Source organism: Pararobbsia alpina (assembly GCF_965118125.1).
Classification (GTDB): domain Bacteria; phylum Pseudomonadota; class Gammaproteobacteria; order Burkholderiales; family Burkholderiaceae; genus Pararobbsia; species Pararobbsia alpina_A.
On sequence record NZ_OZ221288.1, the window covers coordinates 1,498,014 to 1,521,518 of the forward strand.

A 23,505-nucleotide genomic window follows, 5' to 3' on the forward strand; every position below is an offset into this window, starting at 1 on the left:
AAGTCTGAGTAAATGCGGTAAACATGAGTGACCAGAACGAGTTCTCGCGAGCACTCAATGGGCCTACGTGCGGATACTTCGACATTCGCACCCACGCATTCATGAACGTGTTCGACGTCTGTGTCGGAACGAAGCGATCAATGCGGCATGGAACAGAAAGGTCGTCTCGATCGTTTCATATCGCTCTTAGACACGTCTGGAATAAATCGTTAGCGTACGCAGTCCATAGCAAAGGATTCGACAATTTGTGCGCGCTTTGCGATCCTCCGCGCTCCTTATTTGGGGACTCCACGATCCATTGAACCTCTCCATAGATCTATGCGACATGCCCACAACACCGATCTGCTGTCCGGGTACCTCGACCGCGAGCTAGGGCCGGCCGAAACATTTCGGGTCGAATGTCAGCTCGCCAGCTGCAGGCGATGTCAGGAGATCTATGCGACGTATCAAAAGCTGAATATCCGCCTAAGAACCGCGTTCTTATGCGTGGACGCTCCTGAAGATCTGGAGGAAAGACTACGAGCTTTAGCGAAAAAATGAACGCCATGACTTCGTTACGGCATCCGAACCATCGATGGAGCGCGCGCAGTTGTCAGCGAAATTCGCAAATCGTGTGAAGCTTTTCTTACGAAGACATTGCGAACGGAAGCGAATGAAAATCAAGGATACGGGTGACACACGAACGGCTATGCACAGAGATTTCTGGGCCGTGACCGACACCGGAGCAGACGAACTGAATGGCTTCGTGAACGACGTGAGAACACGTGCACTGCCCTAGCCGGCAGGATCACTGGCACCGCGGCGATCTTGCGCTCAGGCTCCGCGCGGGTGCGTGATTCGCCCCGAAAGGACGAACAACGTGAGGCATAGCCCGATCAGCGCCGCGCCGGCTGCAAGCACGAGGCTCGTATGGATGGCACTGATCAGCGCGAGGCGTGCCGACGACAGAATGGCATTGCCGGTATGCCCCGCAAAGACAAGCTGATTAACGAGTACGCCTTGATCGGTTCGGTCGACCATGCGCGTCGGACTGGCGAGCGACTTGAACCATTGCGTCGTCTGGTACGCATGCAGCAGACCGTGCATGTCGCCCGTGTACAAGTGCTTCAACACCGAACAGGTCACCGAAATCCCCAACATTCCGCCGAGCGTTCTGAGCGATTGCAACGTCGCCATCGTCGCCCCGAGGTCGGTCCGCGCGATGATGTTTTGCGAAAACATGGACAGGCCCGATGCAACGAGACCGAGTCCGATCCCGCCGATGCCCATGCATGTCATCCACAGGAGATGAGAGAACTGGCCCGTGATGGCGACCACGCAAAAGCACGCGATGATGAACAACGCGAAACCCGCGCTCATCGTGAGGTTGGCTCGCTTCACCCAAGCCATGATCTTGTTATTCAATGCGGAACCCGCCGTCACGCCAGCGACAAGCGGCGTGATCAGCATGCCGGAGTGAGACGACGACATTCCGAATCCGCCTTGAAACAGCAGAGGAACGTTGAACAGCAGGGAAAAGGATCCGAAGCCACCCAGGGCCGACACAATGAAAAGCGCGATGAGCCTGCGGTCGGCAAAGATGGCGAACGGGATGATCGGATGCTCTACCCTTCTTTCCCAGACCCAAAGTGTGAACGCGGCCGTTGCGATGATCAGGCCAAGCGTCACCGTCACACTGCTGACACCGTCCTTCGGCAGCACCTCAATCAACAGTAGCGCCGAGGCTAAAGTGAGAACGAGAAGACATGCACCGAACCAATCCACACGCGCAACGTCGGCGCGGCGCGCGTGGTGCATGTCGGGAAGGAAGCGATAGACGAACATCAGTGCGACGACGCCGATCGGCACGTTGATCAGAAACACCAGCCGCCAGTTGCAGTACTGCGCGAGCACCCCGCCCAGAATCGGTCCGATGAGGTTACCGACGCCAAATGCCGCACTCACGATCACCTGCCATCGCAGACGCGACGCGGAGTTCGGAAACAGGTCCGCGACGGAGGCGAAGACCGTGCCGGTCATGATGCCGCCGCCAAGCCCTTGCAATCCTCGCGTGATGACGAGCTGAAGCATGCTTGTCGCGAGCCCGCATAGCAGCGACGTGACGGAGAACAGGATGATTGCCGCGATCAGAAGCCTCTTTCGGCCAACCAGGTCTCCGAGCCGCCCGAAAATGGGAATCGCGATGACCGACGTCAGCATGTATGACGTCGCCACCCACGCATAAAGATCGAACTGCCCAAGATCTCGGGTGATCTGCGGCAACGCGGTTCCGACGATCGTTTGATCCTGCGCGACCAGCATGGCCACGAGCGCCATACCGAACATCGCAAGCAATGATTCGCGGAAGGGTCGATTCGGCTGAAACGTCTGATCTGTAGTGGGAAGCGCGTTCATCGGTGATCCACACGGTGACTTGGATGACATTCGACAGGGCGATTCCCGCCCTCGGTCCTGGTGGTCTTGACGGAAATTGCCAATTTCGAGCGCGCGAAACCCGATTCGTTTGTCTCCGCTCGATGGACATCCGGTAGACCGGGTTTCTCTCGCGTTTATTCCCACATCACAGAAAAACTTCACGAACGGCCGCTGCCGATGCGCTCTGGAAGACCGCGCGTCTGTTGCGCCATCGATTGTGGGAATAAACGGGGCGGCCGCAGGGTCTTGCTCCATGAACCTGTACGAGATCGTCGGATGGGCCGGCGGACCGGTTCCTGTTCCTACTCACGAGGGCAATATGTCATCCAACCAATTTCCATCTGATCCCAGCCGTCGCAACGCCTTGAAATGTCTCGCGTTCGGCGGTGCCGGGACGCTGTTCGTACTCGCCGGCGGGGTGCTCACGCCGGTCGACGTCGCTTTGGCAGCCGACAACAAGGGAACAGCAGCCGCGCAAGGCACGCCCCTGTTTCTTCAGATCAGCGATACGCACATCGGCTTCAACAAGGAAGCCAATCCGGACGTCGCTGCCACGCTCTCGAAAACCATCGACTACGTCAACTCGATGCCCTTGAAGCCGGCGCTGACGATCCATACCGGCGACATTACGCACCTTTCAAAGGCACAGCAGTTCGACGATGCACAGCAACTGTTGTCGCGCCTGAATATCACCGAGTTGCATACCGTCCCGGGAGAACACGACGTGACCGATGGAACCGGCACCGAGTATTTCAACCGATTCGGCAAGGCCTCTGACAACAAGGGCTACTACAGCTTCGATCACAACGGCGTTCACTTCATTGCGCTGAACAACGTGATGCATTTCAAGCCGAACGGCCTCGGCGCACTGGGCGACGATCAACTGGCGTGGCTGAAAGCGGATCTGAACGGACGCTCGTCGAGCACGCCGATCGTCGTGTTTGCGCACATGCCCTTGTGGACGATTTATGAGCCGTGGGGTTGGGGTACCGGCGACGCCGACCAGGCGATGAGCTATCTGAAGCGGTTCGGTTCCGTGACCGTTCTCAACGGGCACATTCACCAGATCGTCTCGAAAGTGGAAGGAAACATCACGTTTCACACGGCGCGCTCGACGGCCTATCCGCAACCGACCGCCGGCAATGGTCCTGGCCCTGTGCCGCTCACGGTGCCGAGCGATCAGCTTCCGAAAATGCTCGGCGTGACCGACGTGAAGATTTCGTTCGCTCCGCCCACTGCGACGCTGACCGACTCCACCCTCGCCTAAACCAGCGACACAACCAGATATCAGGACTTCCCCATGAAAATCACCACACTTCGTCACGCACTTGCCATCGCCCTCGGCGCCGCATCGATTCTGGCCGGAACGGCCGGATTTCATCTGGCCCAGGCGCAGGATCAGCAAACCGACATGATCACGATCAAGGACTTCATGTTTTCTCCGATGTCCGTGACCATCAAAGCGGGCTCGACCTTGACGTGGAAGAATCTCGACGACGAACCGCATACCGTTGTCAGTGATGCCGGCCTGTTCCGTTCTGCAGCGCTCGATCAGAACGAGACCTTCGAGTACAAGTTCACCAAGCCGGGCGTCTACAGAATATTCTGCGGCATTCATCCGAATATGCGAGAGACGATAACCGTTCAGTAATGCTCGGGCGGGCGGCCTGGAACGAGTTCGAAGATCTCGTGTCGTGAGGCTTGTGGGATTCAGTTCATGAGTTCGGGCCGCCTTGAGACAGGCTAAGCATCTGCTTCAGAAGCCACGCCGAAGTAGACGTCCGGCGCTGTTCTCCGCGGATTGTGCAGAGAGGACTTTATCGCTTGGACGATGGTGCATCAGCGCGTCCGTCCTCCTCGCATCCCCGGCGAACTCGGCCTTAGGTGTTGAATGGCTGAATCGTGCTCGAAGCGGTTGAATCCGCAGCCGACTTCTGCTCGACAAGGTCAGCTGTAGCCGAACCCAGACCGCGGATGTCTGCTGAATCGGTTGCGTGCCTAATGTGGTTTGGCGGTGCCCAGGAACTGCATCTCACTCATCAATGCGACGGGTAACTTGCGCAAGGGGATCGCCGGGAACGTGATCACACGAGGAAAGAAAGAGTGCATGGTATGCACAGTGTATTGAACTTGGCGAAGGCTTCGTGCAATGAATATGGGCGCATGTTCACAAGCTTGCTCTTGCGGCAACATTGAATCACTGGTTCCGGCCATGCATGCAGCAAAAGCCTCCAATCTCGCGCACCACGTCCCATCGAACACATCGACGGCCTTAAGGCCTGCAAGCCCCAGTCGGCTTGAGCGAATGCGGCAATGTCGATATGCCCTTGTCACTCGAAACCAGTTCACGCGCGACAATCGCGTCCGGGCCGCCATTGTCCTGCCCAAGAATCTCGTAGTCGTGTCCACGCTCGGGCACGAAGGTCGCGAACTTTGGCTGGTCGGTCACGACGTAGGTTTTGCCGTTGAGAAACTGCTGACTCACGAACTGCGCACGGATGGTCATTGGTTCGCCGGCCGGTACGATGTATTCGTGAAAATACTGTCCCGCATCTGACGGAACGGGCATGCCCACAGTCTTGTTCGTGAGACTCGACAGACCCGGCTTCGTCGCGACGAAGTGTTTCGCCTCACCCGTGGCGCACGCGGTGTTCATGTAGAAGGTCACGTTAGGCCCCCAATATGCCCGTACGCGTGCTTCGGTTTCCGGATGGTAGTCCGCGGCGGTCTGGGACGGCGTGCCCGCGCACGCGCTCAATAGCATGAAACTCAGAAGTGAAACGTGTCGCGCGAACGTATGGCGGGTCATCGGGTATGTGATTGAATCCAAAAGGGCTTGCCTTAGCGACAACGAAATCCGAGAACCGAATGACGAAACCGCCGCACGCTATTGATATCGGCATCGCGACAAAAATCTAAATTCCGATTCTTGATATTATTTTCGAAGCCCCGTTACGAAAGCCGCCCATCGGGTCCCGTATCAGCGGCCTCCTATCGAGCACACGAAGGCGAAAATGCCTGACATCGAAGATCTGTACACATTTGTCGAAGTAGCCGATGCAGGCGGTGTGACGCCTGCTGCGCGGCGGCTCGGTCTGTCGAAATCGATCGTCAGCCGTCGACTCGCGCGACTGGAGAGCGAGTTGCACATCCAGCTCGTATCGCGCACCACGCGGGGCGCAACGCTGACCGAAGCCGGATCGACCTTCCGCGAGTACGCGGCACGCATCTGCGCCGATTTCGATCTCGCGCGTGAATCGATTCTTCCTGCGGGCGACCTGCGAGGACGCTTGAGAATCGCAGCACCTGCATCCTTCGGCGCGACGCATCTCGCGCCTCTTTTCGCAGACCTCGCGCAACAGCATCCCCTTCTCCAGCTTCACACATCCTTCAGCGATCACTTCGTCGACATCGTCAACGAAGGCTTCGACGTCGCCATTCGTATCGGCCATCTTCCGGATTCCAATCTGATCGCACGTCGAATCGGTCCGATATTCGGCAAGCTGGTTGCGAGCCCGGCTTATATCGATGCCCACGGAGAGCCCCAAGCTCCTGACGAAATCTCGAGCCATGCGGCAGTCTGTCAGCACGCGGAAGTCTGGCGCTTCGTCGACGGCGACAAGGTGATTACCGTGAATCCGCGCGGCCGATTCATCTCCAACAACGGTCAGGCGCTCGTTGCTGCCGCGATTGCGGGGCTCGGTATCACTTCACTCCCCGATTTTCTGACGGACGAGCACGTGGCTTCGGGAGCGCTCGTGCCGATCATGCGTCAATTCCGCGTGCCGGAGGCCGGCATTTACGTCGTACGGCCGCAGGGTGCGCATCCACCGCGCAAAGTGCGCGATCTGATCGAGCTGCTCACCAAGCATTTCGGCTCTCCCAGCTGACGTTGCAGGTCGCGTCGGGACACATGCATGATGGCGGCGCGCGCCGGCGCGCAGATTCCGTATGCGGCTGCGTTGCAGAATCCGCGACACAGATTCGCATGACCTGGGTCTACCGCCGCATGGCGGGGATAGGTAGCCTTTCCATTCGCTCGTAGTCGGCTCCCTCGTGGTCGACTGTGTACGTGAATGACCCATCCTTTGAGCCAGACATCCGACCCATCATGACAACCATCCTCCAGATCAACTCGGCAGCCCGCTCGCAAGGCGCAACCTCGACCTTGCTCGCTAACGAACTGACCGAAAAATTGCTCCAATCCAATCCCGGCGCACACGTCGTCTATCGCAACCTGCAAGCCGATCCGCTGCCCCATCTCGACGATGCCATCCTCGGCGCGTTCTTCACGCCGGCTGAAAAGCGGACCCCCGAGCAGGCCGCCATCTCTGCTCGTAGCGAAGCGCTGATCGCTGAACTGCAAGCGGCCGATATCGTGGTGATCGGCGCTCCGATGTACAACTTTGGCATCTCGACGCAGCTGAAGACTTACTTCGATTTCATCTCGCGCGCTGGCATCTCGTTCCAGTACACGGCTACCGGCTCGGAGGGTTTCGTGACGGGCAAGAAGGTGTTCGTCGTCACCGCGCGCGGAGGCCAGTATGTCGGCACGCCGGACGATACGCACACGCCCTATCTGCGCATGTTCCTTGGCTTCCTCGGCATGACGGACGTGAACTTCATCTACGCAGAGGGCCTGGCCATGGGGCCCGACGCTGCGAGCGCATCGCTCGCCTCTGCGCGCGAAGAAATCGCTACTGCTTGAGGTGGTTCGTTAGTCGTGCGACTTACGGACTGCGCTGGTTGCCACGGCTTCGCGACCCACAAGCGCCTCGTGCTGAGGAGCATATCGGTTCCCGACGATCTGAATCTGATTTGCAGCCTGCTCGATTCTGCTCAGTTCGTCGGTCGTCAAAACCAGGTCGGCCGCACCGAGGTTCTCCTCCAGGCGCCCTATTTTGGTCGTCCCGGGTATCGGCACGATGTAGCCACGCCGCGCGAGCAGCCAGGCAAGAGCGATTTGCGCGAGCGTTGCGCCCTTGTCATCGGCGACTCGACTTAGCAGATCTACCAGGACGCGATTCGCTTCGATCGCCTCGGGAGCGAAGCGCGGCATCGTTTTGCGGAAGTCGCCATCGGTCAGCGTTTCCTTATCGATCGCGCCCGTCAGGAAACCCTTTCCGAGCGGGCTATAAGGTACGAATCCAATCCCCAATTCGTCGCACGCTTGCAGGATGCCGTTGGTTTCTGGCGCACGCCACCACAACGAGTATTCGTTCTGGATCGCCGTGACGGGCAGCACCGCATGCGCCCGGCGCAACGTTTGCACGCCCGGCTCGGACATGCCGAAGTGCCGTACTTTGCCCGATGCAATGAGATCGCTCACCGCGCCCGCCACATCCTCGATCGGCACATCAGGATCGACCCGATGTTGATAGAGCAGGTCGATGGTATCGACCCGCAGACGTTTGAGCGCCCCTTCGACGGACCTTCGGATGACCTCCGGGCGGCTGCAGACTCCACGGTTCTCACCTGTCGCCGGGTCAATGTCGAAGCCGAACTTCGTCGCAATGACCACCTTGTCGCGAAGCGGCGCAAGCGCTTCGCCGATCACGGCCTCATTGACGAATGGGCCGTACACCTCTGCGGTATCGAAGAAGGTCACACCTCGTTCGACTGCGCCCCGGACGAGCGCAAAACCTTCTTGCGTGCTCAACTGCGTGGCGTAGCTGAAGCTCATGCCCATACAGCCGAAGCCAAGCGACGATACCTTAAGAGATCCTTGTCCGAGAAAGCGGGGTTGCATGGTGTCAATCCTTAGCGAAAGCGCGGGTGGCCTGCACGCGAAGCCCAGGTTCAGACTCAAGGCTTTCGGTACGGTATGTATTCGAACGATGTTATCGAACCCGACTCCTGCGATAAAGGGACCCGCGTCGCATGCACTTATGGCCTGTAGCCATCAATCGGCGAACGCTGCACGCCTTCAAGACAGGCGCGGAAGGCTCGCACGCCCCCCTTCGTCAGGCGCGCGCCCGCAATGCATCGACCACGATCTGGAACGCGCGTGACGTCTGACGCCGGCTCGGATAGTAGGCGTGCAAGCCGGGATACGTTGGCCACCAGTCCTGCAGCACCCAGTCAAGGCGGCCTTCGTCGACAAAGGGCTTGGCCAGATCTTCAGGGACGTACGCGAGCCCGAATCCCGCCACGGCGGCTTCGATCATTTGATACGTGTTCGTGACGGTCACTTGCCCCTCGACGCGCACTTGCGTCTGCTTGCTCTTTTTCTTGAGTTCCCATGGCAATAAGCCGCCATGCGTGGGCAACCTCAGATTGACGCAGTCATGCTGGAGGAGGTCTTTCGGTAACGCAACCCGCGCATGCTTGCGCAAGTACGTCGGCGCTCCCACGATTGCCATGCGAAACGGCGGCCCAATGCGCACCGCAATCATGTCGCGCGCGACCTGGTCTCCCGAGCGCACGCCGATGTCGAATCGGTCCGCCACAATGTCGCGAAGCGCGTAGTCGATCGATATCTCGACTTTGATGTCTGGGTACTGGGGCAGCACTTTCGCGAGCTTGGGCCATATCACTGTGTTGGCCGCATAGTCTGTCGTGGTGATGCGAATGGCACCCGCCGGCGTGTCCCCCTGGTCAACGACGGCGGCAACCTCGGCATCGATCTCCTCGAAATGATGCGCCAGGCTTCCCAGCAGCCGCTCGCCGGCATCGGTCGTCGAAACGCTGCGCGTGGTGCGTGTCAGGAGACGCAAGCCCATGCGCTCTTCGAGGGCTCGCATCTTATGGCTCAGCGTCGATTGCGATATGCCGAGTTGCGCGGCGGCCTTCGTAAAACTGCGTTCGCGCGCCACGGCGACGAACGCTAACAGGTCGTGCAGGTTTTCGCGGGGCATTGTCGGAGTCAGGCTATAGATTCCATATCGGGCCGTACATTGGAGCCTTGCTCCTCGGCCAGCGCGACAATAATGCCTTCAGGTCCGCGGATATAGGCTAAACGGTAACTGTTCTCGTACTGCATTTCGCCAATGATCTCGGCACCATGGTCGCGCATGCGCTCGACCACAGCGTCGATGTCATCGACAGCGAACATGATGCGGCGGATGCCTAGCGTGTTCACCGGTTGGGCCACCGGACCGAATCTGATCGCATCGGGCGTGTGGAACTTGTCTAGCTCAATGCCCTGTCCATCGGGTGTTCGCATCATCGCGATCGTGGCGCGGACGTTCTCGAGCCCGATCAGCTGTCCGATCAACGGTCCTTCGACTGTCGCTTCGCCCTCAAACGTCAAGCCCAGTTCGCTGAAAAACGCCTTGGTGGCTTCGAGATCGTCGACAACGATAAGGACATTGTCCATGCGCTTGAGCGTCATACCTTACTCCTCGTGTTCTTGATGACCGGTCTGCCAGTTGTGGCATCTCGCATCAGCCTGATCGTTCGTCATAAAAGTGTCACAATTCGCCTTTCTGCTGATCGCGCAGGTGAAAACCCGCGAATGAGCTTTATCTGCGCAGACTGGTTGCAGGCTAACAGGGGTCATGCATCGTGATTGGACATGTCGAAACGTTATCGCGCCTTCTCATCGCCGCGCTGCTCGGCAGCGTCATCGGATTTGAACGGGAACGACTGAACTGGGCCGCCGGCCTACGCACCCATATGCTGGTTTGCGTGGGAGCTTCGCTCATGATGCTCGTGTCCGCCTACGGGTTTGCAGACGTCCTCGGACAGAGCAATGTCGTGCTCGATCCGTCGCGCGTCGCGGCACAGGTGGTTTCGGGTATTGGTTTTTTGGGTGCCGGCTCTATCCTGCTAAGAGGAGAAGTCGTACGGGGGCTGACAACCGCCGCGAGCTTGTGGTCAGTCGCTGGAGTCGGCCTGGCGGTCGGTGGCGGCATGTACACCGCGGCGATAGGCGCTACGGTGATCATTTTGATTATCCTCGCCGGCGTGAAGCCGTTGGAACGGCGTTTTATCACCGTCAAGCAGCAACGCAGCGTCCTGCTTATCGCCGAGCGCGGCCGCGTGTCGTTCGAGACGCTGCACTCAGCACTGGGTACAAGTAGCGTCCGTGTGAAGCAGTTTGTCGTGCAGCAATCCGATGACGATCCGGAATTGGACGAAGTGCAAATCGCCCTGTCGCGCGCGACCGCTAGCGAATTCTCGGCGATTCTGTCCCGGCTCGAAGCGATGCCGGGGGTCAGAGAGTGCCGTCACGACAAATGATGGGAGACACGACGATGAACCGCTCGTATGAGTATCGTGGATACGCGATCTCGGTTTCCGTCGAGGCCGACTTCAGCTGGAGCCCGCGCAACGCACATTCGGTCCCAATCGAATACGTTTCGATTGTCGCGATTCGCGAAGCAGATCGCTCTGCTCTCGTGTTGCCTCCGCTACGTCTTGGCGATTCCGGCGGGAAGGCGTTCGGGACGGAAGCAGAAGCCATGATGACCGGATACGCGGCTGCGAGAAGGATCATCGACGATCTGTTTGCGACGTCGCTCAATGCCTCCGACGCACACGACGCCCAAGCTTAAAGTCTTTTACGCAGGAACAAGCCCCCTTGTATGAATGTATTTCGCCTGTGGCAATCGCACGGGTCGCGAGAGGCGATGGACTCGCCCGGTGGATTCGAGCGTGCCTCAGACTGCGTCTTCTTCATCGGCGGCGTGCGTAGCCCAACTCGGAAACGGATCGTCGAGCACGAGCCAGCCCTGCGGTCCGAGTGCCATTTCTTCGTCAGTCAGCAGGCAAGCATCGAGCCGCTGGCGTAGCGCATGCTCGTCCGCGTCGATGCCGATGACCACGAGCTCCTGCCTCGCGTCGCCGACATTCGGGTCCCAGTACTTCTCGATAAACTGAAGCGCTTCAGGATCGGTAGGCCAATGCTGTTTCGGCACGGCCGCCCACCACACTCCCGCCGCACCGTGCCGGCACACAGCGCCGGCCTGTGACCACGAGCCGGCGTAGGTGGGCCGGCTCGCAAGCCAGAAGAAGCCCTTGGACCGCAACACGCCCGCCCACTCGGTGTTGATGAGATTCCAGAAGCGCTCCGGATGAACCGGCCGCCTCGCGACCCATACAAAGCTTCCGATGCCGTATTCGTCGATCTCCGATCGATGCTCCCCGCGCAATTCCTTGAGCCACGCAGGCGCTTTCGATGCCTCTTCGAAATCAAACAGTCCCGTATCGAGCACCCGATCAAGCGGTACACGTCCAAACTCGGAGAGCTCGATGCGGGCCCGCGAATTCAAGCCGCGCAAAATGGCCATCAACCGATCTCGGTCCGCATCACTCACGAGATCGAGCTTGTTCAGCACGATGACATCGCAGAACTCAATCTGCTCGATAAGAAGGTCGACGACCGTTCGATGATCTTCATCGCCGAGCGACTCACCCCGCGTGCGCAGACTGTCCTGCGACCCGTAGTCCTTGAGAAAGTTGAATGCGTCGACGACTGTCACCATCGTGTCGAGGCGCGCTACGTCGGCAAGACTCTGCCCGCTCTCGTCTGCGAAAGTGAACGTCTCGGCAACAGGCAGTGGCTCTGAGATTCCGGTGGATTCAATCACCAACTGATCGAACCGATTTTCTTTCGCGAGCCGGGTCACCTCGAGCAGAAGGTCTTCACGCAACGTGCAGCAAATGCATCCGTTGCTCATCTCGACAAGCTTTTCATCGGTGCGCGAGAGCTGCGCGCCGCCGTCTCGCACGAGAGCTGCATCGATGTTCACTTCGCTCATGTCGTTCACGATGACCGCGACCCGACGACCCTCGCGATTGTTGAGGATGTGGTTCAGCAAAGTCGTCTTGCCGGCTCCCAGAAACCCGGAGAGAACCGTGACGGGCAGGCGCGCATTCATGCATTGCTCCTTGGTGTTATCTTCTTTTTCGATGTTATAACATAACACTAAGCAAGGGCAAATGACTCGACAATCCAGGGCGCCGCTCGTCCGCTGCCGGCTTGTATCGGAAAGCACGAAACCCGCATGACGAAAACCGCGTATTCCCTAGCGCGTACTCACACCCGATCCCACGACGGCACGCCTTCGAACGCCTCGACAAGAAAATTGATCATCGCGCGAACCTTCGCGCTCAGGTGGCGACGGCTCGGATAGACGGCCAGCACATCGATGTCCGGCAAGCGGTAGTCCGGCAGGACGTGAACCAGCCTGCCTGCGCGCAGGTCGTCACCAATCAGGAACGTCGGTTGCCAGATCACGCCCTGGCCCGCCAGCGCGGCCGCGCGCGCGGTGTCTCCGTTGTTCGAAAACATATGGCAGTTCACTTCGACAGGATGCGGCTTGCCGTCGCTGTCTGTCAGTTGCCAGATGTTCGCCGTGGCCGAGTAGGTGTAACCAATGCAGCGATGCTTGAGCAGGTCATTCGGCTGCTCCGGATGTCCCCATCGGTCCAGATAAGCCGGTGATGCGCATACGATGTTTTTCGAGGTCGCGAGCTTGCGCGCCGCATAGTCGACCGGTCCCGAGCGTGAAATGCGGATCGCCAGATCGAAGCCTTCTTCGACGATATCGACTACGCGGTCCGCGAGCGCGACCTCGAGCTCGACGTCGGGGTAACGCTCCATGAATAGCGGCCAGAGCGGCGCGAGATGCATGATGCCGAAGCTCACCGGCGCGTTGATGCGCAAGCGGCCGCGCGGCTCGATCGACGTCGTCGATACCAGTCCCTCAACCTCGGTGACGTCTTCGAGGATGGTCTTGCACCTCGCGTAGAGGGTTTCGCCACCTTCGGTCAGCGACAGCTTGCGCGAGGTGCGATTCAGCAGCCGCGTGCCGAGATGCGCTTCAAGTTCGTTCACATAGCGCGTGACGTTCGCCGGCGACGTCTCGAGCGCTTCGGCCGCGCGCGCAAAGCCGCCCCGATTGACTACGGTCACGAAGACTTCAAATGCACGTAACCGATCCATATGTCGCCACGATGATTCATAAAAACTGAATGATACAACCAGCAATTCGATCTTTCACCAACAAAAAGGAAACCCTATAGTTCGTTCCAGACAGCCGACGCACACGGCATCGGTTGAAACCCACTCTGGAGAATGAACATGGACCGCTTGTCAGGAAAAGTCGCCATCGTCACCGGTGCTAGCGCAGGTATCGGTCGTGCAGCCGCTAAGTTGTTCGCCGCAGAAGGCGCGAAGGTCGTGCTGGCTGCGCGTCGCGAAGCCGAGCTCGAAGCGCTGGTTGCCGAGATCACTGAAGCCGGTGGCACCGCCGTTTCGCTGGCAGGCGACGTGCAATCCGAAGCGTATTCAAAGGCATTGGTCGAACTTGCCGTGAGCCGCTTCGGCCGCCTCGACATCGCGTTCAACAACGCAGGGACGCTGGGCGAAATGGGCCCGACGAGCGGTGTGTCTGAAGCAGGCTGGACGTCGACGCTGGCCACCAACCTCACCAGCGCGTTTCTGGGTGCCAAGCATCAGATCCCGGAGATGGTGAAGCATGGCGGCGGCTCGGTCATCTTCACATCGACGTTTGTCGGCTACTCGTTCGCGTTCCCGGGTACGGCAGCGTATGCGGCAAGCAAGTCTGGCGTTATTGGTCTGACTCAAGCGCTCGCCGCTGAATACGGCCCGCAAAACGTCCGCGTCAATGCAATCCTGCCGGGCGCGGTCGATACGGAGATGTATCGAGACATGAACGACACGGCCGAATCGCAAGCCTTCATCACCGGTCTGCATGCGCTCAAGCGTGTCGCGAAGCCTGAAGAGATCGCACGTTCGGCGTTGTACCTCGCATCGGATGATTCGTCATTCGTCACCGGCACGGCTTCGCTGGTCGATGGTGGTGCTTCGATCACGCGTGCTTAAGCATGTAACGCACATTCGCAGAGAGGTTGATCTACAACGCCCGATGCACGGACTACATCGGGCGTTGGCGACAGGATCGAAGGTCGCGCAGCCAGAAGACTCGCTTAGCGAACTCAGTGATACGTCGTGGTCGTCGACTGCAGTTTCGTCAGTACGCCGTGCTCATAGCGAAACCAGCCCTGCGATCCTTGCATCACCACTTCTTCTCCCTGCCAGAACACGCGCTTGATTGTCATGCCCTTTGCGGTGCGCAACACAAGCGGGGGACGCGAACGAAAGTCGTAGATCACCGGGCCCGCATCGGTATCCACGAGCATGCGCGAAACGTCATCGTGATCGTTGATATCGTCGAAGTGCGTCAACGTCCACGCGTTAAAGTGATCGAGCGTCGTTGCGTCAAGCGTCGCGGTGAATTCACGGCCCTGCCGCGTAAATTGAAGCTTGCCTGCGGGCGTCGCGATCGGTCCGGCGTCGTCGCTTTGCGCGTGGGCCGCAGTTGCGACGGAAATCGTCAGGAGAACGGCAAGAAAAAAACGATTCATGGTGCGTCTCAGGGTGGGCCGCGCGGTGAATCGCACGGCGCGGGATAGCGAGGCTACGCGTCAGTGCCGCATGCGCATCACGCAGACAGCCCTGATCAATGTCGCGAGAGCATAACGCAGGTCGTCCCCGATCCATACAGCAGGCCCGCGCAGACGCCCTTCTAGTGTTCGAGCATCGACGCAAACGCATCGACGATCGCCTGCACGTGAACATTCTTGTGAGCGAGCGCGCTCGTTGCCGGCTCAGGATGAATCAGCATCGTGGCGTTGGCCTCGAACACCAGCAGATCGCCGTTGGGCAGCACCGAAAAATCGATCCCTGCATAGTCGAGGTCGAGACGATGGGCAATATCGCGGAGTGCCTGCATGCCCTTTGCACCCAACACCGCTTGCGGGTCTTCGAGGAAACGGCGCTCTTCGTCGAGCTTACGCGGTGCCTCGAGCATCTCGGCTGAAAAGTAGTGAACCAGCCAGCTCGGTGAAATCGCCAGGTGATACGGATAGGGCTCACGATCCACAAAGATCACGCGGTACTTGCGGAAGAACCCGTCGTCGCTTCGATAGTCGTGAAACGCGGTGGCATAGACCGCGTGAGCCGACGCCAGCGCGCTCGTATCGAGTTCGTCGCGGGTGTTCACGAACTGCACACCCTGGCCGCCATGCGATGCGATGGGCCGCACAATGACGGGATACGCAGGTCCTTCCCGGTCGATCGCATCGGCAAGTGACTGCTCGTTTGACGATGCGAGTTCAATGCGACGTGTCACCGGCACGACGATCCCTTCTATGCCAGCGAGTCGTTCAGGCAACCGATCGCGTCGCGTGCTTCTCACGTGGTCCGGCGCGTTCAGCACACGACGGCTCGTGCGGGCAAGCAGCGTATCGAGATTCGGATGATCGCTTGCGCTGACATCGGGGTCGCCGATCACGTTGAACACGATGTCGTGCTCAGGCACGGACGCGAGTTCGGGCTCCCGCGCGTATTCGACGAAGTAACGGATTTGCGTATAGCGTCCGTCAGGCATCAGATGCTTGATCGGGATATTGCCGATACTGCCAGCGCACAGCATCAGCACACGTCGTGCGGCCTCGGGCGCCGACCCGGCAGCGGCACTCGTAGCGGGCTCGATAAACACCCCCTGTCGACTGTATGCCTGGCGAAGATGTTCGTCGGCTTCATCGGGCTTGCCACGTCGGCGAAGCACGGAGGCGAGGTTCTGATGTGCAACCGCCAGCTCGGGATCGATGGCGAGCGTGACGCGGTACCAGTGCTCGGCTTCCTCGAGATGCAGGTCGTTCAGATACGCGGTGGCCACGTTGTAGAGCAACAGCGCGTTGCGATCGGTCAGCGCCTTCGCTGCCGTGCGCGCGACGGCGGCCTTCAGGCGTTCGCCGACGACTTCATAAGCGACAGCCAGTGCATGCTGCAACCCCGCGTCGAGCGAGGAAGCGCTGGCGAGTTTTTCCAATACGGCGACCGCGACAGCACGCGATGCGTTGTTGCCGGAAGTCGGGTCGTTGCCGGACATCAAATGCGCTCCTGAGGGCCCTTGAAAGGGCATCGAAAGGACATGAGTTACATCGAAAGATCGATGGAATCACGTTCTCGCCTCAAAGACACGCAGAAGTACCGACTCTGTCGGCTCGCTTACATTTCCTTCGTTTACGCAGCGATGAAGGGTCGCTCACTCGAGCAGGCGTATGTGGGTTCGCGACTCGCCCATCCGCCGCATGCGCAGCGCATCCGCGGCACAGCGCCTCCCGTCGTCGCGTTCCCTACTCAGCCAACTGCCTGTACGCGAACGCGCTGAAATCCGCGGGCTGCGAGAAGCCCAGCATGTCGTTGACCGTGATCCCGGTGAACGCGCCCGTGAAACCGATCGGCGTCGCGTATTCGTCGCTAAGCTTGGTGAAGTCCTTTGCAAGACCCGCATCGGCCCAATCGCTCGCGACCGACCGATAGAAGAACCGCACCGTCGAATCGACCACGCGGATGCGCAGCCCGATTTCCCCGTATTCAGGCAACGCGGCAATCCGGTTCTGGTACGCATAGCTACCCGCGTCCGTTTCCATATACGACAGAATCTTCGAGCCGTCGTCGTCACGCGTGACGAAAAGGTAATAGAAAGTGTTCTCGTCGTAGCGTGCCATCACGCCTGCCATCTGGAGATAGGACGTCGGCGTGAATTCGAACGAGGTCTCCATTTCAAACGCGAAGTCCCGCACGCGGCATGCGAGCAAGCTCTGATAGAACCGCGACGTCGGCGACTCCTGACCGCGAATACGCAGGAACCCCGGACGCTCGCTCAGATTGCACCAGTCCTCGCTCTTCGGAATGCGCAGGCTTTGCAGCTCGAGCGGAATCGCCTTGGCCTGACTGAAGTCGACGGCCCAGCTCGAATCGAGGTTCTGTTCGACGTCCGATTCGACTTCAAACGATTCCCCGGGCACGACCCCGCCAATCGCGAGGCAAGGCCATCCGTCACGCCATTCAATCGGTGCGATGCACGACTCGCGCCCAAGCGGCGAACGACGTGTCTGCCCCTCGATCGGCCGGGAGCCGAGATACGGCATATACCACTGGCCTCCCGGCCCTTCGACGAGATTGCCGTGGCCCGTTCGCTGAATACGCCGCTCAACATCACGCGAGGTCAGCATCGGCGTATCGGGATGCAATTCGTACGGGCCAAACAGGTCGCGCGACCTCGACACGACAGTCGCATGCGTATAGCCCGTGCCGCCCTCCGCCGTGATCAGGTAGTACCACCCGTCCTTCTTCATCAAGTGCGGTGCTTCGTAGATCTGGCACTTCATGAAGTAGTCGGTCCGGAGGTTGGCCCCCTTGTAGATCACATGTTCTTCGCCGACGAGGCGTTGCGCTTCGGCCGAGTACTCGCGAACGATGATGCCCGCGAACAAGTCCTCATAAATGCCGCGGAAATCACGGCGAATATAGGCAAGCCACTTCTTGCCGTCATCGTCGTGAAAGAGCGACGGGTCGTAGCCGCCCGACACGAGGTGCACAGGCTCGGACCACGGGCCGGTAATATCCGGCGCCGTCACGACATAGTTATGCATGTCGCGCAGCGGCGAAATCTTCTGCTCGCCCTTCCATGCCTTCGTATCGGTGTAGACCAGCCAGAACAGACCGTCGTGATACGACAGCGCCGGTGCCCAGATTCCGCCCGACGGTTGCTCGCCGATGAGGTTCAGCTGCGAAAGACGATCAAGCGGATTCGCCTTGAGTTCCCAATTGACGAAGTCTTTCGATTCGTAAATCAGCACACCCGGATACCACTCGAAGGTCGAGACAGCGATGTACCAGGCATCTTTACCGCGGCACACGCAGGGATCGGGATTAAAGCCACGCAGTACGGGGTTCTGAATCGTGCTCATCGGGGAACGGTCTTTTTCTGGACGTGATTCCACTGATTCTGCACGGGGCGTGCCACACGTTCAATCGCGAACTTGAACGCTGGCCGTTGTGAAATTGCCCAACCGCCCTTACGAAGGTTTGGGCCTTCCAAGGCCGAGCTTGTCCATCGCCTCGTGCGCATCGATGACCATCGTCGCGATCTCGCCGACCGTGACGCGCAAGCTCGTGGCACGCGAACGCATATGTTCGTACGCGTCGTTTTCGCTCAGGCGATGGGTATCGATCAGAATGCGCATGGCCTTTTCAATGTGTCGTCGCGCCTTGATCGCGTCTTCAAGCTTGACGATCTTGCCTTCCAGACGTCGCTGATAGCCGCATGAAGCACGCGCCAGCACCAGCGTGCTCAGGATCCCGGTGGATCGATAGGGTTTGGTGATCACGCCATGCGCCTGCGTGTCGACCAGCATTTTCAGCGCCGTCGGGTTTTCATAGTCGGACAGCGCGATCAGCGTCGCATGCGTGTCGGCCGCACACCAGTTGCCCGCCGTGCGAAGCTCAGGCCCGACGAGGAAAAAGATCACATCCGCGTCGGCCGGCAACTGCGCCGGAAACGGCCAGACGGGTCGCACCGGACAACCGATCCGCCGCAATTGCTCCTCGAGGACAGTACGGTCCTCGCCAGGTGGATGAATCACGACCACCTGCAGGGTGCGCAAGTCGTCGAACAGTCGGCGCGCACCCGAACTCATGTCGTCTCTCCGTCGAGCCAGAACTCGGCGAAACCGTATGCCGTGAGATACGGATCGGGACGCACCGGCTGGCGGCTTTCCCACACCACACGAAACGAGCCGTCCGGCTGACAGACCGCAATGCGCGGCGTCAGCACGGCGTGGTTGTTCTCGGGGTCAATCCTGAGCAGCCCTTCCGGCGAATCGAACTCCACTTCATGCACGGCTTCCACGAGCTTCGCCGTATCGAGACTGCGCGCGCGTTCCAGCGCAAGCGCAAAGAGATGCACCTGGTTATACGCCATCTCCGACCACATGCTCGCAGGCTGGTCGCCAAAGCGGGCGCGCCAAGACTCAAGAAACCGCCGATTGCCCGCCTGATCCACCGTGTTCACATAGCTTGCCGAAACGATATGCCCGCCACACAGCTCCGCGCCAATCAGGCTCGTTTCTCCCTCAGTCATGGTGAGGCTCGCGATCGGGACCTCGGCCGGATCGATGCCGTGTTCGCGGTAGAGCGTGTAGAACGCACGCGCGCCACGGCCGATCAAGGTCGAAAACACGACATCCGGCTGCACGGACTGGATGTCTTTAACAACGTTGACCAGATCAGCCGGATCCGCATCGGGGGGCAGATACACCTCATCGATAATCTCGCCGCCATGCTGCTCGACCATATCGCGCATGATGCGGTTCGATTCGCGCGGGTAAATGTAGTCGGCACCGACGAGAAAGAAACGACGCTTTTGATTGCGCAGCAGCCACGCGGCAAGCTGCATGCTGTTCTGGTTCGGCACCGCACCCGTATAGATCACGTTGGGTGAATATTCAAAGCCTTCGTAGATCGAGCAGTACCACAGCAACGCGTTGTTACGCTCGATGACAGGCAGCACGGCCTTCCGGCTCGATGACGTCGAGCAACCGAAAATCACCGTGACGTCGTCTTCCTGCAGCATGCGTGCGGAGAGGCGCCGGTATTCGTCGAGATCGCCCTTCGGGTCGTAGACGACCGGATCGAGCATGCCGCCCGCGACGCCGCCTGCCGAATTGATTTCCTCGATGGCCAGCACGGTGCCGTAAAAATGCTCGGTCTCCGTCGCCGCGGTTACGCCGGCTCGGGAAAACAGCACCCCGATTCGCCAATCGCCATCGCTCACCACCCCAGCACTCGTGTTCATGCGTGTTCTCTATCGATCAGGACGAATCAGGTCGGCTCAAGTCACATCAGCTCAGATCAGTGCGGCTCGGTTCATCTCAGACGCGCAGATGATCGAAGATGGAGGCGGCCGCACCGGCATGCCTGGCGTCGCCCTGCTCGATGATCTCGCCCTGCTTGAGCACCACATAGCGATCCGCCACCTTCAACGCAAACGGCACATTCTGCTCGATCAGCAAAAGCGTCGTGCGATGACGCTCGCGCTCCCATAACAACGCATCGCCAAGGCGATCGATCACCGAGGGTTGCAGACCTTCGGTGATCTCGTCGAGCAGGATAATCGATGGACGCATCATCAGCGCGCGCGCTACCAGCAACATCTTCTGTTCCCCGCCCGACAAGGTGCCGGCATGTTGCTTCAGGCGACTCTTGAACACGGGGAACAATGCTTCGATTTCGGCGAATCGCTCGTCGAACAACGATACCCTCGACAAACCCAATTGCAGGTTGTCCCGGATCGACAGGTCCTGAAACAACGCGTGTTCCTGCGCCGCATAAGCAATGCCGGCGCGGGCGATCTGATGCGGGGACGAACGGGTCACGTCGCTGCCGTTGACGTGCACCGCACCGGCCTTGGCCGGCAGATAGCCCATGATCGTCTTGAGCAAGGTCGTCTTGCCCATCCCGTTCTTGCCGAGCAGACCGACGGCTTCGCCGCTGCCGATCGACAGCGACAGATCGCGCAGCACGACGGACGCCTTATACCCGCTCGTCACGCGATCCACATTCAATGCCACGCCGCTCATTGTGCAACTCCTCGCTCCAGACCGGCATTGCCCGAGCCGGGCAATGCCGTCCCCGCATAGATGGTCCTGACCAGTTCCGAATGCACGACTTCGCTGAAGCTGCCTTGCATCACGATACGTCCCTGATGAAGAACCACGATACGCGTGGCCACCTCTTCGACAAAGTCGAGATCATGCTCGACGAGCAGGCAACACAGGCCGTAACGGTGGGCAAGTGATGCGAGCACCTCGCCGATCTGAGTCCGCTCCGTCTTGGTCAGCCCTGCCGTGGGTTCATCAAGCAGCACAATGCGGGGCTCAAGCGCCAGTACCATCGCCAGCTCGAGCGCTTGCTGCTCGCCATGCGAAAGGTCCTTCGCCGCCGCGCCGAGTTTTTCGTCGAGATGCGTACGCCGCATGACTTCGAGTGCATAAGCAGGCAACGCGAGCGTGGGCGCACGCCGGAACAACGAAGGACGATCGACAATCGCACTCGCCATGCGCAGACATTCGGCGACGGTCAGCGTATCGAAGATATTCGCGTTCTGAAACTTGCGACCGAGCCCAAAGCGGACGCAGCGCTCGGGCGGCAACTCGCGAATATCGTGACCACAAAGCACAACGGTTCCCGCCGAGCGCGCGTCGCCATCGCTCATGCAACGCATGAGTGTTGTTTTACCCGCGCCATTGGGCCCGATCAGACCGACGAGTTCACCTGCCTCGGCCTCGAGGTCGATACCCTGCAGGACCTTGAGGCTGCCGAAGTGCTTCTCGACGCCCTTCATCTGCAATGCCTTACCGGCATGAACGGCATCGCGATGCGTGCCTGCCTGTCGCTGAATCAATTCGGGCTGCACGCGTTCGCCAGCCCAGCCCTTGAATGGCCTGAGCAGCAAGGGAACGAGTCCTTGCGGCAAGAGCACGATCACCAATACGAATGCCAGACCCAGAATCAGTTGCCATGCGAACGGCATGCTGCCGCTCAGATAGGACGTCACGACGTTGATCAGCAAAGCGCCCGCGATCGGCCCCCAGAGCGTGCCGCGGCCACCGAGCGCAACCCAGATGATCAGTTGCGTGCCGAGCACGAAGCCGGTCAGCTCCGGCGCAACGACACCGCTGAACGCGCCGTAGCCAAAGCCCGCGAGACCCGCGACGATCGCGGCGGCGACCAGCAGCACGATCTTGATCAGCGACGTATTGATGCCGAGGTAAGCACAGCGCGATTCGTTGTCGCGAATCGCAACGAGCACGCGCGCGCCGTCGCTGCGCACGAAGCACCATGCGAGCCCACCGATCACGGCGAGGCCGCCCGCCGCGATCCAGTACCACGTCTGAAGCGAGAAATCGAAGGTCGTATAGCCGGTCAGCCCGGAGCTCGATCCGGTCCACTCGCCGCCTGATAGCAGCAGCTGACTCAATACGATCGGCAGGACGAGAGACATCACAGTCGCAAAGAACGGCGACGCTCCTCGATAGAACGACAGCCATCCGAGCAAGGCTGCGACAGCTGCGCTTGCCACGATCGCCACACCGATCGCGAGCACGACATCGATCGCCGAAAAACCATGATGCGTAAAAACAAGCGCCGCGGCGTAAGCACCGATGCCAAAGAATGCCGACTGCCCGAATGTCAGGTATCCCGTGTATCCCCACAACAGGTCGACCGTGACTGCCACGATCGAAAAGAAGCACGCCTGGATCAGCACGTTCAGCAGGTAGGTGCTGAACACGAACGGTCCGGCCACCAGCACCAGAACGGCCACGGCTGTGAGGCCCAACGCGATGCGCGTGCGTGCACCGCTTCGCCCCGAAGCGGTTTGTCCATGTCCGATCTGCCGGAGATCGGGCGATACCTTTGCGTTATCCATGAGCGAACCCCTTCGGAAAGACACGCAAGGTCAACGCAGCCAGCACGGCGATAGTCAGGCCGCCAAGCACCGGACTCACGAACGTGCTGACGAGCACCTGGCACGCGCCGAACACCAGGCAGGTCATGAGCAAGTTCACCATCGAGTAGCCGGACACCATGACGAGCATGAATGCATTGACCAGATAAGGCAGCCCCATGTTCGGATCGACACTGGATAGCGGCGTGATCAGCATCCCTGCCAGCGAGCCGAGTGCAGCGCCCAGGCTGAACGTGATGAAACGAATGCGTCCGGAATGAATGCCCAGACCGCTCGCGAGATCCTCGTTCATGATCACCGCACGCGTTTTCACGCCGAAGCGCGTGCCCGACAGCAAGCCGGTCAGTGCGGCACAGAGCGCGACAGCAATCGGGATCAGCAGCAGACGATAAGCGGAATAGGCGGTGTCGCCGATCGCGATGGCCCCTTTGAACGGGGAATCGACGAACTGCACCTCGCGTCCGAACAGCATCACGATCACTTGCCCAATGACGATGCCCAGCCCCCACGTCGCGAGAATCGCATCGAGCGGCCGCTTGTAGAGCGGGCGAACGATCCACTGCTCGACCGCCATGCCGACAACCACACCGACCACAATCGACAGCGGCACCCCCATCCACGGGCTGAGCTTCAGTTGCGTGACCACGTAGCTTGCGTACGCGCCCATCGTCAACAATGCGCCGTGTGCGAAATTGACGATCTTCATCACGCCGAAAATCACCATCAATCCGGCGGTCACGATAAACAGCAACGCTGCGGTCGTCAGAACATCCAGTGTCAAAACCATTTGCGTCTCCGG

23 protein-coding genes are annotated in these 23,505 nt (G+C 59.7%); 8 read left to right on the top strand and 15 right to left on the bottom strand.

Features of this window, described 5'->3' with window-relative positions; all coding sequences use genetic code 11:
• Positions 1-318 precede the first annotated feature (318 nt).
• Complete coding sequence (locus ACMFWR_RS24775) at positions 319-540, top strand: anti-sigma factor family protein (RefSeq protein WP_413195027.1); 222 nt, start codon at positions 319-321, stop codon at positions 538-540.
• A gap of 273 nt (positions 541-813) precedes the next feature.
• On the opposite strand, the gene ACMFWR_RS24780 is transcribed toward ACMFWR_RS24775, so the two are convergent.
• Entirely contained in the window at positions 814-2,394 is a 1,581-nt protein-coding gene (locus tag ACMFWR_RS24780; RefSeq protein WP_413195028.1) for an MFS transporter, read from the bottom strand.
• A gap of 340 nt (positions 2,395-2,734) precedes the next feature.
• Between ACMFWR_RS24780 and ACMFWR_RS24785 the strand changes: the two genes are divergently transcribed.
• Together ACMFWR_RS24785 and ACMFWR_RS24790 are read left to right on the top strand one after the other, a co-directional pair.
• Positions 2,735-3,682 (top strand): metallophosphoesterase family protein, encoded by a 948-nt coding sequence (locus tag ACMFWR_RS24785; protein WP_413195029.1) that lies wholly within the window; start codon positions 2,735-2,737, stop codon positions 3,680-3,682.
• Between the two features lie 33 nt (positions 3,683-3,715).
• On the top strand, positions 3,716-4,066 hold the full coding sequence (locus tag ACMFWR_RS24790) for a cupredoxin family copper-binding protein (RefSeq protein ID WP_413195030.1): 351 nt from the start codon (positions 3,716-3,718) through the stop codon (positions 4,064-4,066).
• Positions 4,067-4,687: 621 nt separating this feature from the next.
• On the opposite strand, the gene ACMFWR_RS24795 is transcribed toward ACMFWR_RS24790, so the two are convergent.
• Positions 4,688-5,179, bottom strand: coding sequence for a hypothetical protein (locus ACMFWR_RS24795; protein WP_413195031.1), 492 nt, complete (start codon positions 5,177-5,179; stop codon positions 4,688-4,690).
• 250 nt (positions 5,180-5,429) lie between these two features.
• Here ACMFWR_RS24795 and ACMFWR_RS24800 point away from each other — a divergent pair, with 250 nt between their 5' ends.
• Both ACMFWR_RS24800 and ACMFWR_RS24805 read left to right on the top strand, forming a co-directional pair.
• Positions 5,430-6,305 carry a LysR family transcriptional regulator gene (locus tag ACMFWR_RS24800; protein ID WP_413195032.1) on the top strand — a complete coding sequence of 292 codons (876 nt, stop codon included), beginning with the start codon at positions 5,430-5,432 and terminating at the stop codon, positions 6,303-6,305.
• A 221-nt stretch (positions 6,306-6,526) separates the two neighbouring features.
• A complete protein-coding gene (locus ACMFWR_RS24805; RefSeq protein WP_413195033.1) occupies positions 6,527-7,123 on the top strand; it encodes an FMN-dependent NADH-azoreductase in 597 nt (198 codons plus the stop codon).
• A 9-nt stretch (positions 7,124-7,132) separates the two neighbouring features.
• On the opposite strand, the gene ACMFWR_RS24810 is transcribed toward ACMFWR_RS24805, so the two are convergent.
• From ACMFWR_RS24810 to ACMFWR_RS24820, 3 genes are all read right to left on the bottom strand, one after another.
• Positions 7,133-8,164: an aldo/keto reductase gene (locus tag ACMFWR_RS24810; protein ID WP_413195034.1), complete on the bottom strand. Its 1,032-nt coding sequence runs from the start codon at positions 8,162-8,164 to the stop codon at positions 7,133-7,135.
• A gap of 214 nt (positions 8,165-8,378) precedes the next feature.
• Positions 8,379-9,272, bottom strand: coding sequence for a LysR substrate-binding domain-containing protein (locus tag ACMFWR_RS24815; RefSeq protein ID WP_413195035.1), 894 nt, complete (start codon positions 9,270-9,272; stop codon positions 8,379-8,381).
• A gap of 8 nt (positions 9,273-9,280) precedes the next feature.
• Entirely contained in the window at positions 9,281-9,748 is a 468-nt protein-coding gene (locus ACMFWR_RS24820; RefSeq protein WP_413195036.1) for a VOC family protein, read from the bottom strand.
• 173 nt (positions 9,749-9,921) lie between these two features.
• Here ACMFWR_RS24820 and ACMFWR_RS24825 point away from each other — a divergent pair, with 173 nt between their 5' ends.
• A complete protein-coding gene (locus ACMFWR_RS24825) occupies positions 9,922-10,599 on the top strand; it encodes an MgtC/SapB family protein (protein WP_413195037.1) in 678 nt (225 codons plus the stop codon).
• A gap of 14 nt (positions 10,600-10,613) precedes the next feature.
• Complete coding sequence (locus tag ACMFWR_RS24830; protein ID WP_413195038.1) at positions 10,614-10,913, top strand: hypothetical protein; 300 nt, start codon at positions 10,614-10,616, stop codon at positions 10,911-10,913.
• A gap of 105 nt (positions 10,914-11,018) precedes the next feature.
• Here ACMFWR_RS24830 and zigA read toward each other — a convergent pair whose 3' ends face one another.
• Positions 11,019-12,239 carry a zinc metallochaperone GTPase ZigA gene (gene zigA / locus ACMFWR_RS24835; protein WP_413195039.1) on the bottom strand — a complete coding sequence of 407 codons (1,221 nt, stop codon included), beginning with the start codon at positions 12,237-12,239 and terminating at the stop codon, positions 11,019-11,021.
• 158 nt (positions 12,240-12,397) lie between these two features.
• Positions 12,398-13,306 (bottom strand): LysR family transcriptional regulator, encoded by a 909-nt coding sequence (locus tag ACMFWR_RS24840; protein ID WP_413195040.1) that lies wholly within the window; start codon positions 13,304-13,306, stop codon positions 12,398-12,400.
• Positions 13,307-13,444: 138 nt separating this feature from the next.
• On the opposite strand from ACMFWR_RS24840, the gene ACMFWR_RS24845 reads away from it, so the two are divergent.
• Positions 13,445-14,209: an SDR family oxidoreductase gene (locus ACMFWR_RS24845; RefSeq protein WP_413195041.1), complete on the top strand. Its 765-nt coding sequence runs from the start codon at positions 13,445-13,447 to the stop codon at positions 14,207-14,209.
• A 113-nt stretch (positions 14,210-14,322) separates the two neighbouring features.
• Here the strand turns inward: ACMFWR_RS24845 and ACMFWR_RS24850 are convergent, their stop codons facing one another.
• The 8 genes from ACMFWR_RS24850 to ACMFWR_RS24885 form a co-directional block, all read right to left on the bottom strand.
• Positions 14,323-14,751 carry a hypothetical protein gene (locus ACMFWR_RS24850; protein WP_413195042.1) on the bottom strand — a complete coding sequence of 143 codons (429 nt, stop codon included), beginning with the start codon at positions 14,749-14,751 and terminating at the stop codon, positions 14,323-14,325.
• A 161-nt stretch (positions 14,752-14,912) separates the two neighbouring features.
• Complete coding sequence (locus ACMFWR_RS24855; RefSeq protein ID WP_413195043.1) at positions 14,913-16,280, bottom strand: hypothetical protein; 1,368 nt, start codon at positions 16,278-16,280, stop codon at positions 14,913-14,915.
• Positions 16,281-16,527: 247 nt separating this feature from the next.
• Positions 16,528-18,147: a glycoside hydrolase family 43 protein gene (locus ACMFWR_RS24860; protein ID WP_413195044.1), complete on the bottom strand. Its 1,620-nt coding sequence runs from the start codon at positions 18,145-18,147 to the stop codon at positions 16,528-16,530.
• Between the two features lie 108 nt (positions 18,148-18,255).
• Complete coding sequence (locus tag ACMFWR_RS24865; RefSeq protein ID WP_413195045.1) at positions 18,256-18,876, bottom strand: ANTAR domain-containing response regulator; 621 nt, start codon at positions 18,874-18,876, stop codon at positions 18,256-18,258.
• On the bottom strand, positions 18,873-20,033 hold the full coding sequence (locus ACMFWR_RS24870) for a transporter substrate-binding domain-containing protein (protein WP_413195046.1): 1,161 nt from the start codon (positions 20,031-20,033) through the stop codon (positions 18,873-18,875). Before ACMFWR_RS24870 ends, ACMFWR_RS24865 begins: the two co-directional genes overlap by 4 nt.
• Before the next feature lie 76 nt (positions 20,034-20,109).
• Positions 20,110-20,817 (bottom strand): ABC transporter ATP-binding protein, encoded by a 708-nt coding sequence (locus tag ACMFWR_RS24875; protein WP_413195047.1) that lies wholly within the window; start codon positions 20,815-20,817, stop codon positions 20,110-20,112.
• Positions 20,814-22,667 carry an ABC transporter permease subunit gene (locus tag ACMFWR_RS24880; protein WP_413195048.1) on the bottom strand — a complete coding sequence of 618 codons (1,854 nt, stop codon included), beginning with the start codon at positions 22,665-22,667 and terminating at the stop codon, positions 20,814-20,816. The genes ACMFWR_RS24875 and ACMFWR_RS24880 overlap by 4 nt, the downstream gene beginning before the upstream one ends.
• Entirely contained in the window at positions 22,660-23,493 is an 834-nt protein-coding gene (locus ACMFWR_RS24885) for a branched-chain amino acid ABC transporter permease (protein WP_413195049.1), read from the bottom strand. Before ACMFWR_RS24885 ends, ACMFWR_RS24880 begins: the two co-directional genes overlap by 8 nt.
• Positions 23,494-23,505 lie beyond the last annotated feature (12 nt).

Excerpts from the sequence above, each read along its gene's own strand:
- ACMFWR_RS24820 (WP_413195036.1), bottom strand. The coding sequence starts at position 9,748 with ATGACGCTCAAGCGCATGGACAATGTCCTTATCGTTGTCGACGATCTC.
- ACMFWR_RS24815 (WP_413195035.1), bottom strand. The coding sequence starts at position 9,272 with ATGCCCCGCGAAAACCTGCACGACCTGTTAGCGTTCGTCGCCGTGGCG.
- ACMFWR_RS24830 (WP_413195038.1), top strand. The coding sequence starts at position 10,614 with ATGAACCGCTCGTATGAGTATCGTGGATACGCGATCTCGGTTTCCGTC.
- ACMFWR_RS24805 (WP_413195033.1), top strand. The coding sequence starts at position 6,527 with ATGACAACCATCCTCCAGATCAACTCGGCAGCCCGCTCGCAAGGCGCA.
- ACMFWR_RS24795 (WP_413195031.1), bottom strand. The coding sequence starts at position 5,179 with ATGCTATTGAGCGCGTGCGCGGGCACGCCGTCCCAGACCGCCGCGGAC.
- ACMFWR_RS24855 (WP_413195043.1), bottom strand. The coding sequence starts at position 16,280 with ATGTCCGGCAACGACCCGACTTCCGGCAACAACGCATCGCGTGCTGTC.
- ACMFWR_RS24875 (WP_413195047.1), bottom strand. The coding sequence starts at position 20,817 with ATGAGCGGCGTGGCATTGAATGTGGATCGCGTGACGAGCGGGTATAAG.
- ACMFWR_RS24865 (WP_413195045.1), bottom strand. The coding sequence starts at position 18,876 with ATGAGTTCGGGTGCGCGCCGACTGTTCGACGACTTGCGCACCCTGCAG.
- ACMFWR_RS24850 (WP_413195042.1), bottom strand. The coding sequence starts at position 14,751 with ATGAATCGTTTTTTTCTTGCCGTTCTCCTGACGATTTCCGTCGCAACT.
- ACMFWR_RS24840 (WP_413195040.1), bottom strand. The coding sequence starts at position 13,306 with ATGGATCGGTTACGTGCATTTGAAGTCTTCGTGACCGTAGTCAATCGG.
- ACMFWR_RS24885 (WP_413195049.1), bottom strand. The coding sequence starts at position 23,493 with ATGGTTTTGACACTGGATGTTCTGACGACCGCAGCGTTGCTGTTTATC.
- ACMFWR_RS24880 (WP_413195048.1), bottom strand. The coding sequence starts at position 22,667 with ATGGATAACGCAAAGGTATCGCCCGATCTCCGGCAGATCGGACATGGA.
- ACMFWR_RS24845 (WP_413195041.1), top strand. The coding sequence starts at position 13,445 with ATGGACCGCTTGTCAGGAAAAGTCGCCATCGTCACCGGTGCTAGCGCA.
- ACMFWR_RS24775 (WP_413195027.1), top strand. The coding sequence starts at position 319 with ATGCGACATGCCCACAACACCGATCTGCTGTCCGGGTACCTCGACCGC.
- ACMFWR_RS24810 (WP_413195034.1), bottom strand. The coding sequence starts at position 8,164 with ATGCAACCCCGCTTTCTCGGACAAGGATCTCTTAAGGTATCGTCGCTT.
- ACMFWR_RS24790 (WP_413195030.1), top strand. The coding sequence starts at position 3,716 with ATGAAAATCACCACACTTCGTCACGCACTTGCCATCGCCCTCGGCGCC.
- zigA (WP_413195039.1), bottom strand. The coding sequence starts at position 12,239 with ATGAATGCGCGCCTGCCCGTCACGGTTCTCTCCGGGTTTCTGGGAGCC.
- ACMFWR_RS24785 (WP_413195029.1), top strand. The coding sequence starts at position 2,735 with ATGTCATCCAACCAATTTCCATCTGATCCCAGCCGTCGCAACGCCTTG.
- ACMFWR_RS24870 (WP_413195046.1), bottom strand. The coding sequence starts at position 20,033 with ATGAACACGAGTGCTGGGGTGGTGAGCGATGGCGATTGGCGAATCGGG.
- ACMFWR_RS24860 (WP_413195044.1), bottom strand. The coding sequence starts at position 18,147 with ATGAGCACGATTCAGAACCCCGTACTGCGTGGCTTTAATCCCGATCCC.
- ACMFWR_RS24780 (WP_413195028.1), bottom strand. The coding sequence starts at position 2,394 with ATGAACGCGCTTCCCACTACAGATCAGACGTTTCAGCCGAATCGACCC.
- ACMFWR_RS24800 (WP_413195032.1), top strand. The coding sequence starts at position 5,430 with ATGCCTGACATCGAAGATCTGTACACATTTGTCGAAGTAGCCGATGCA.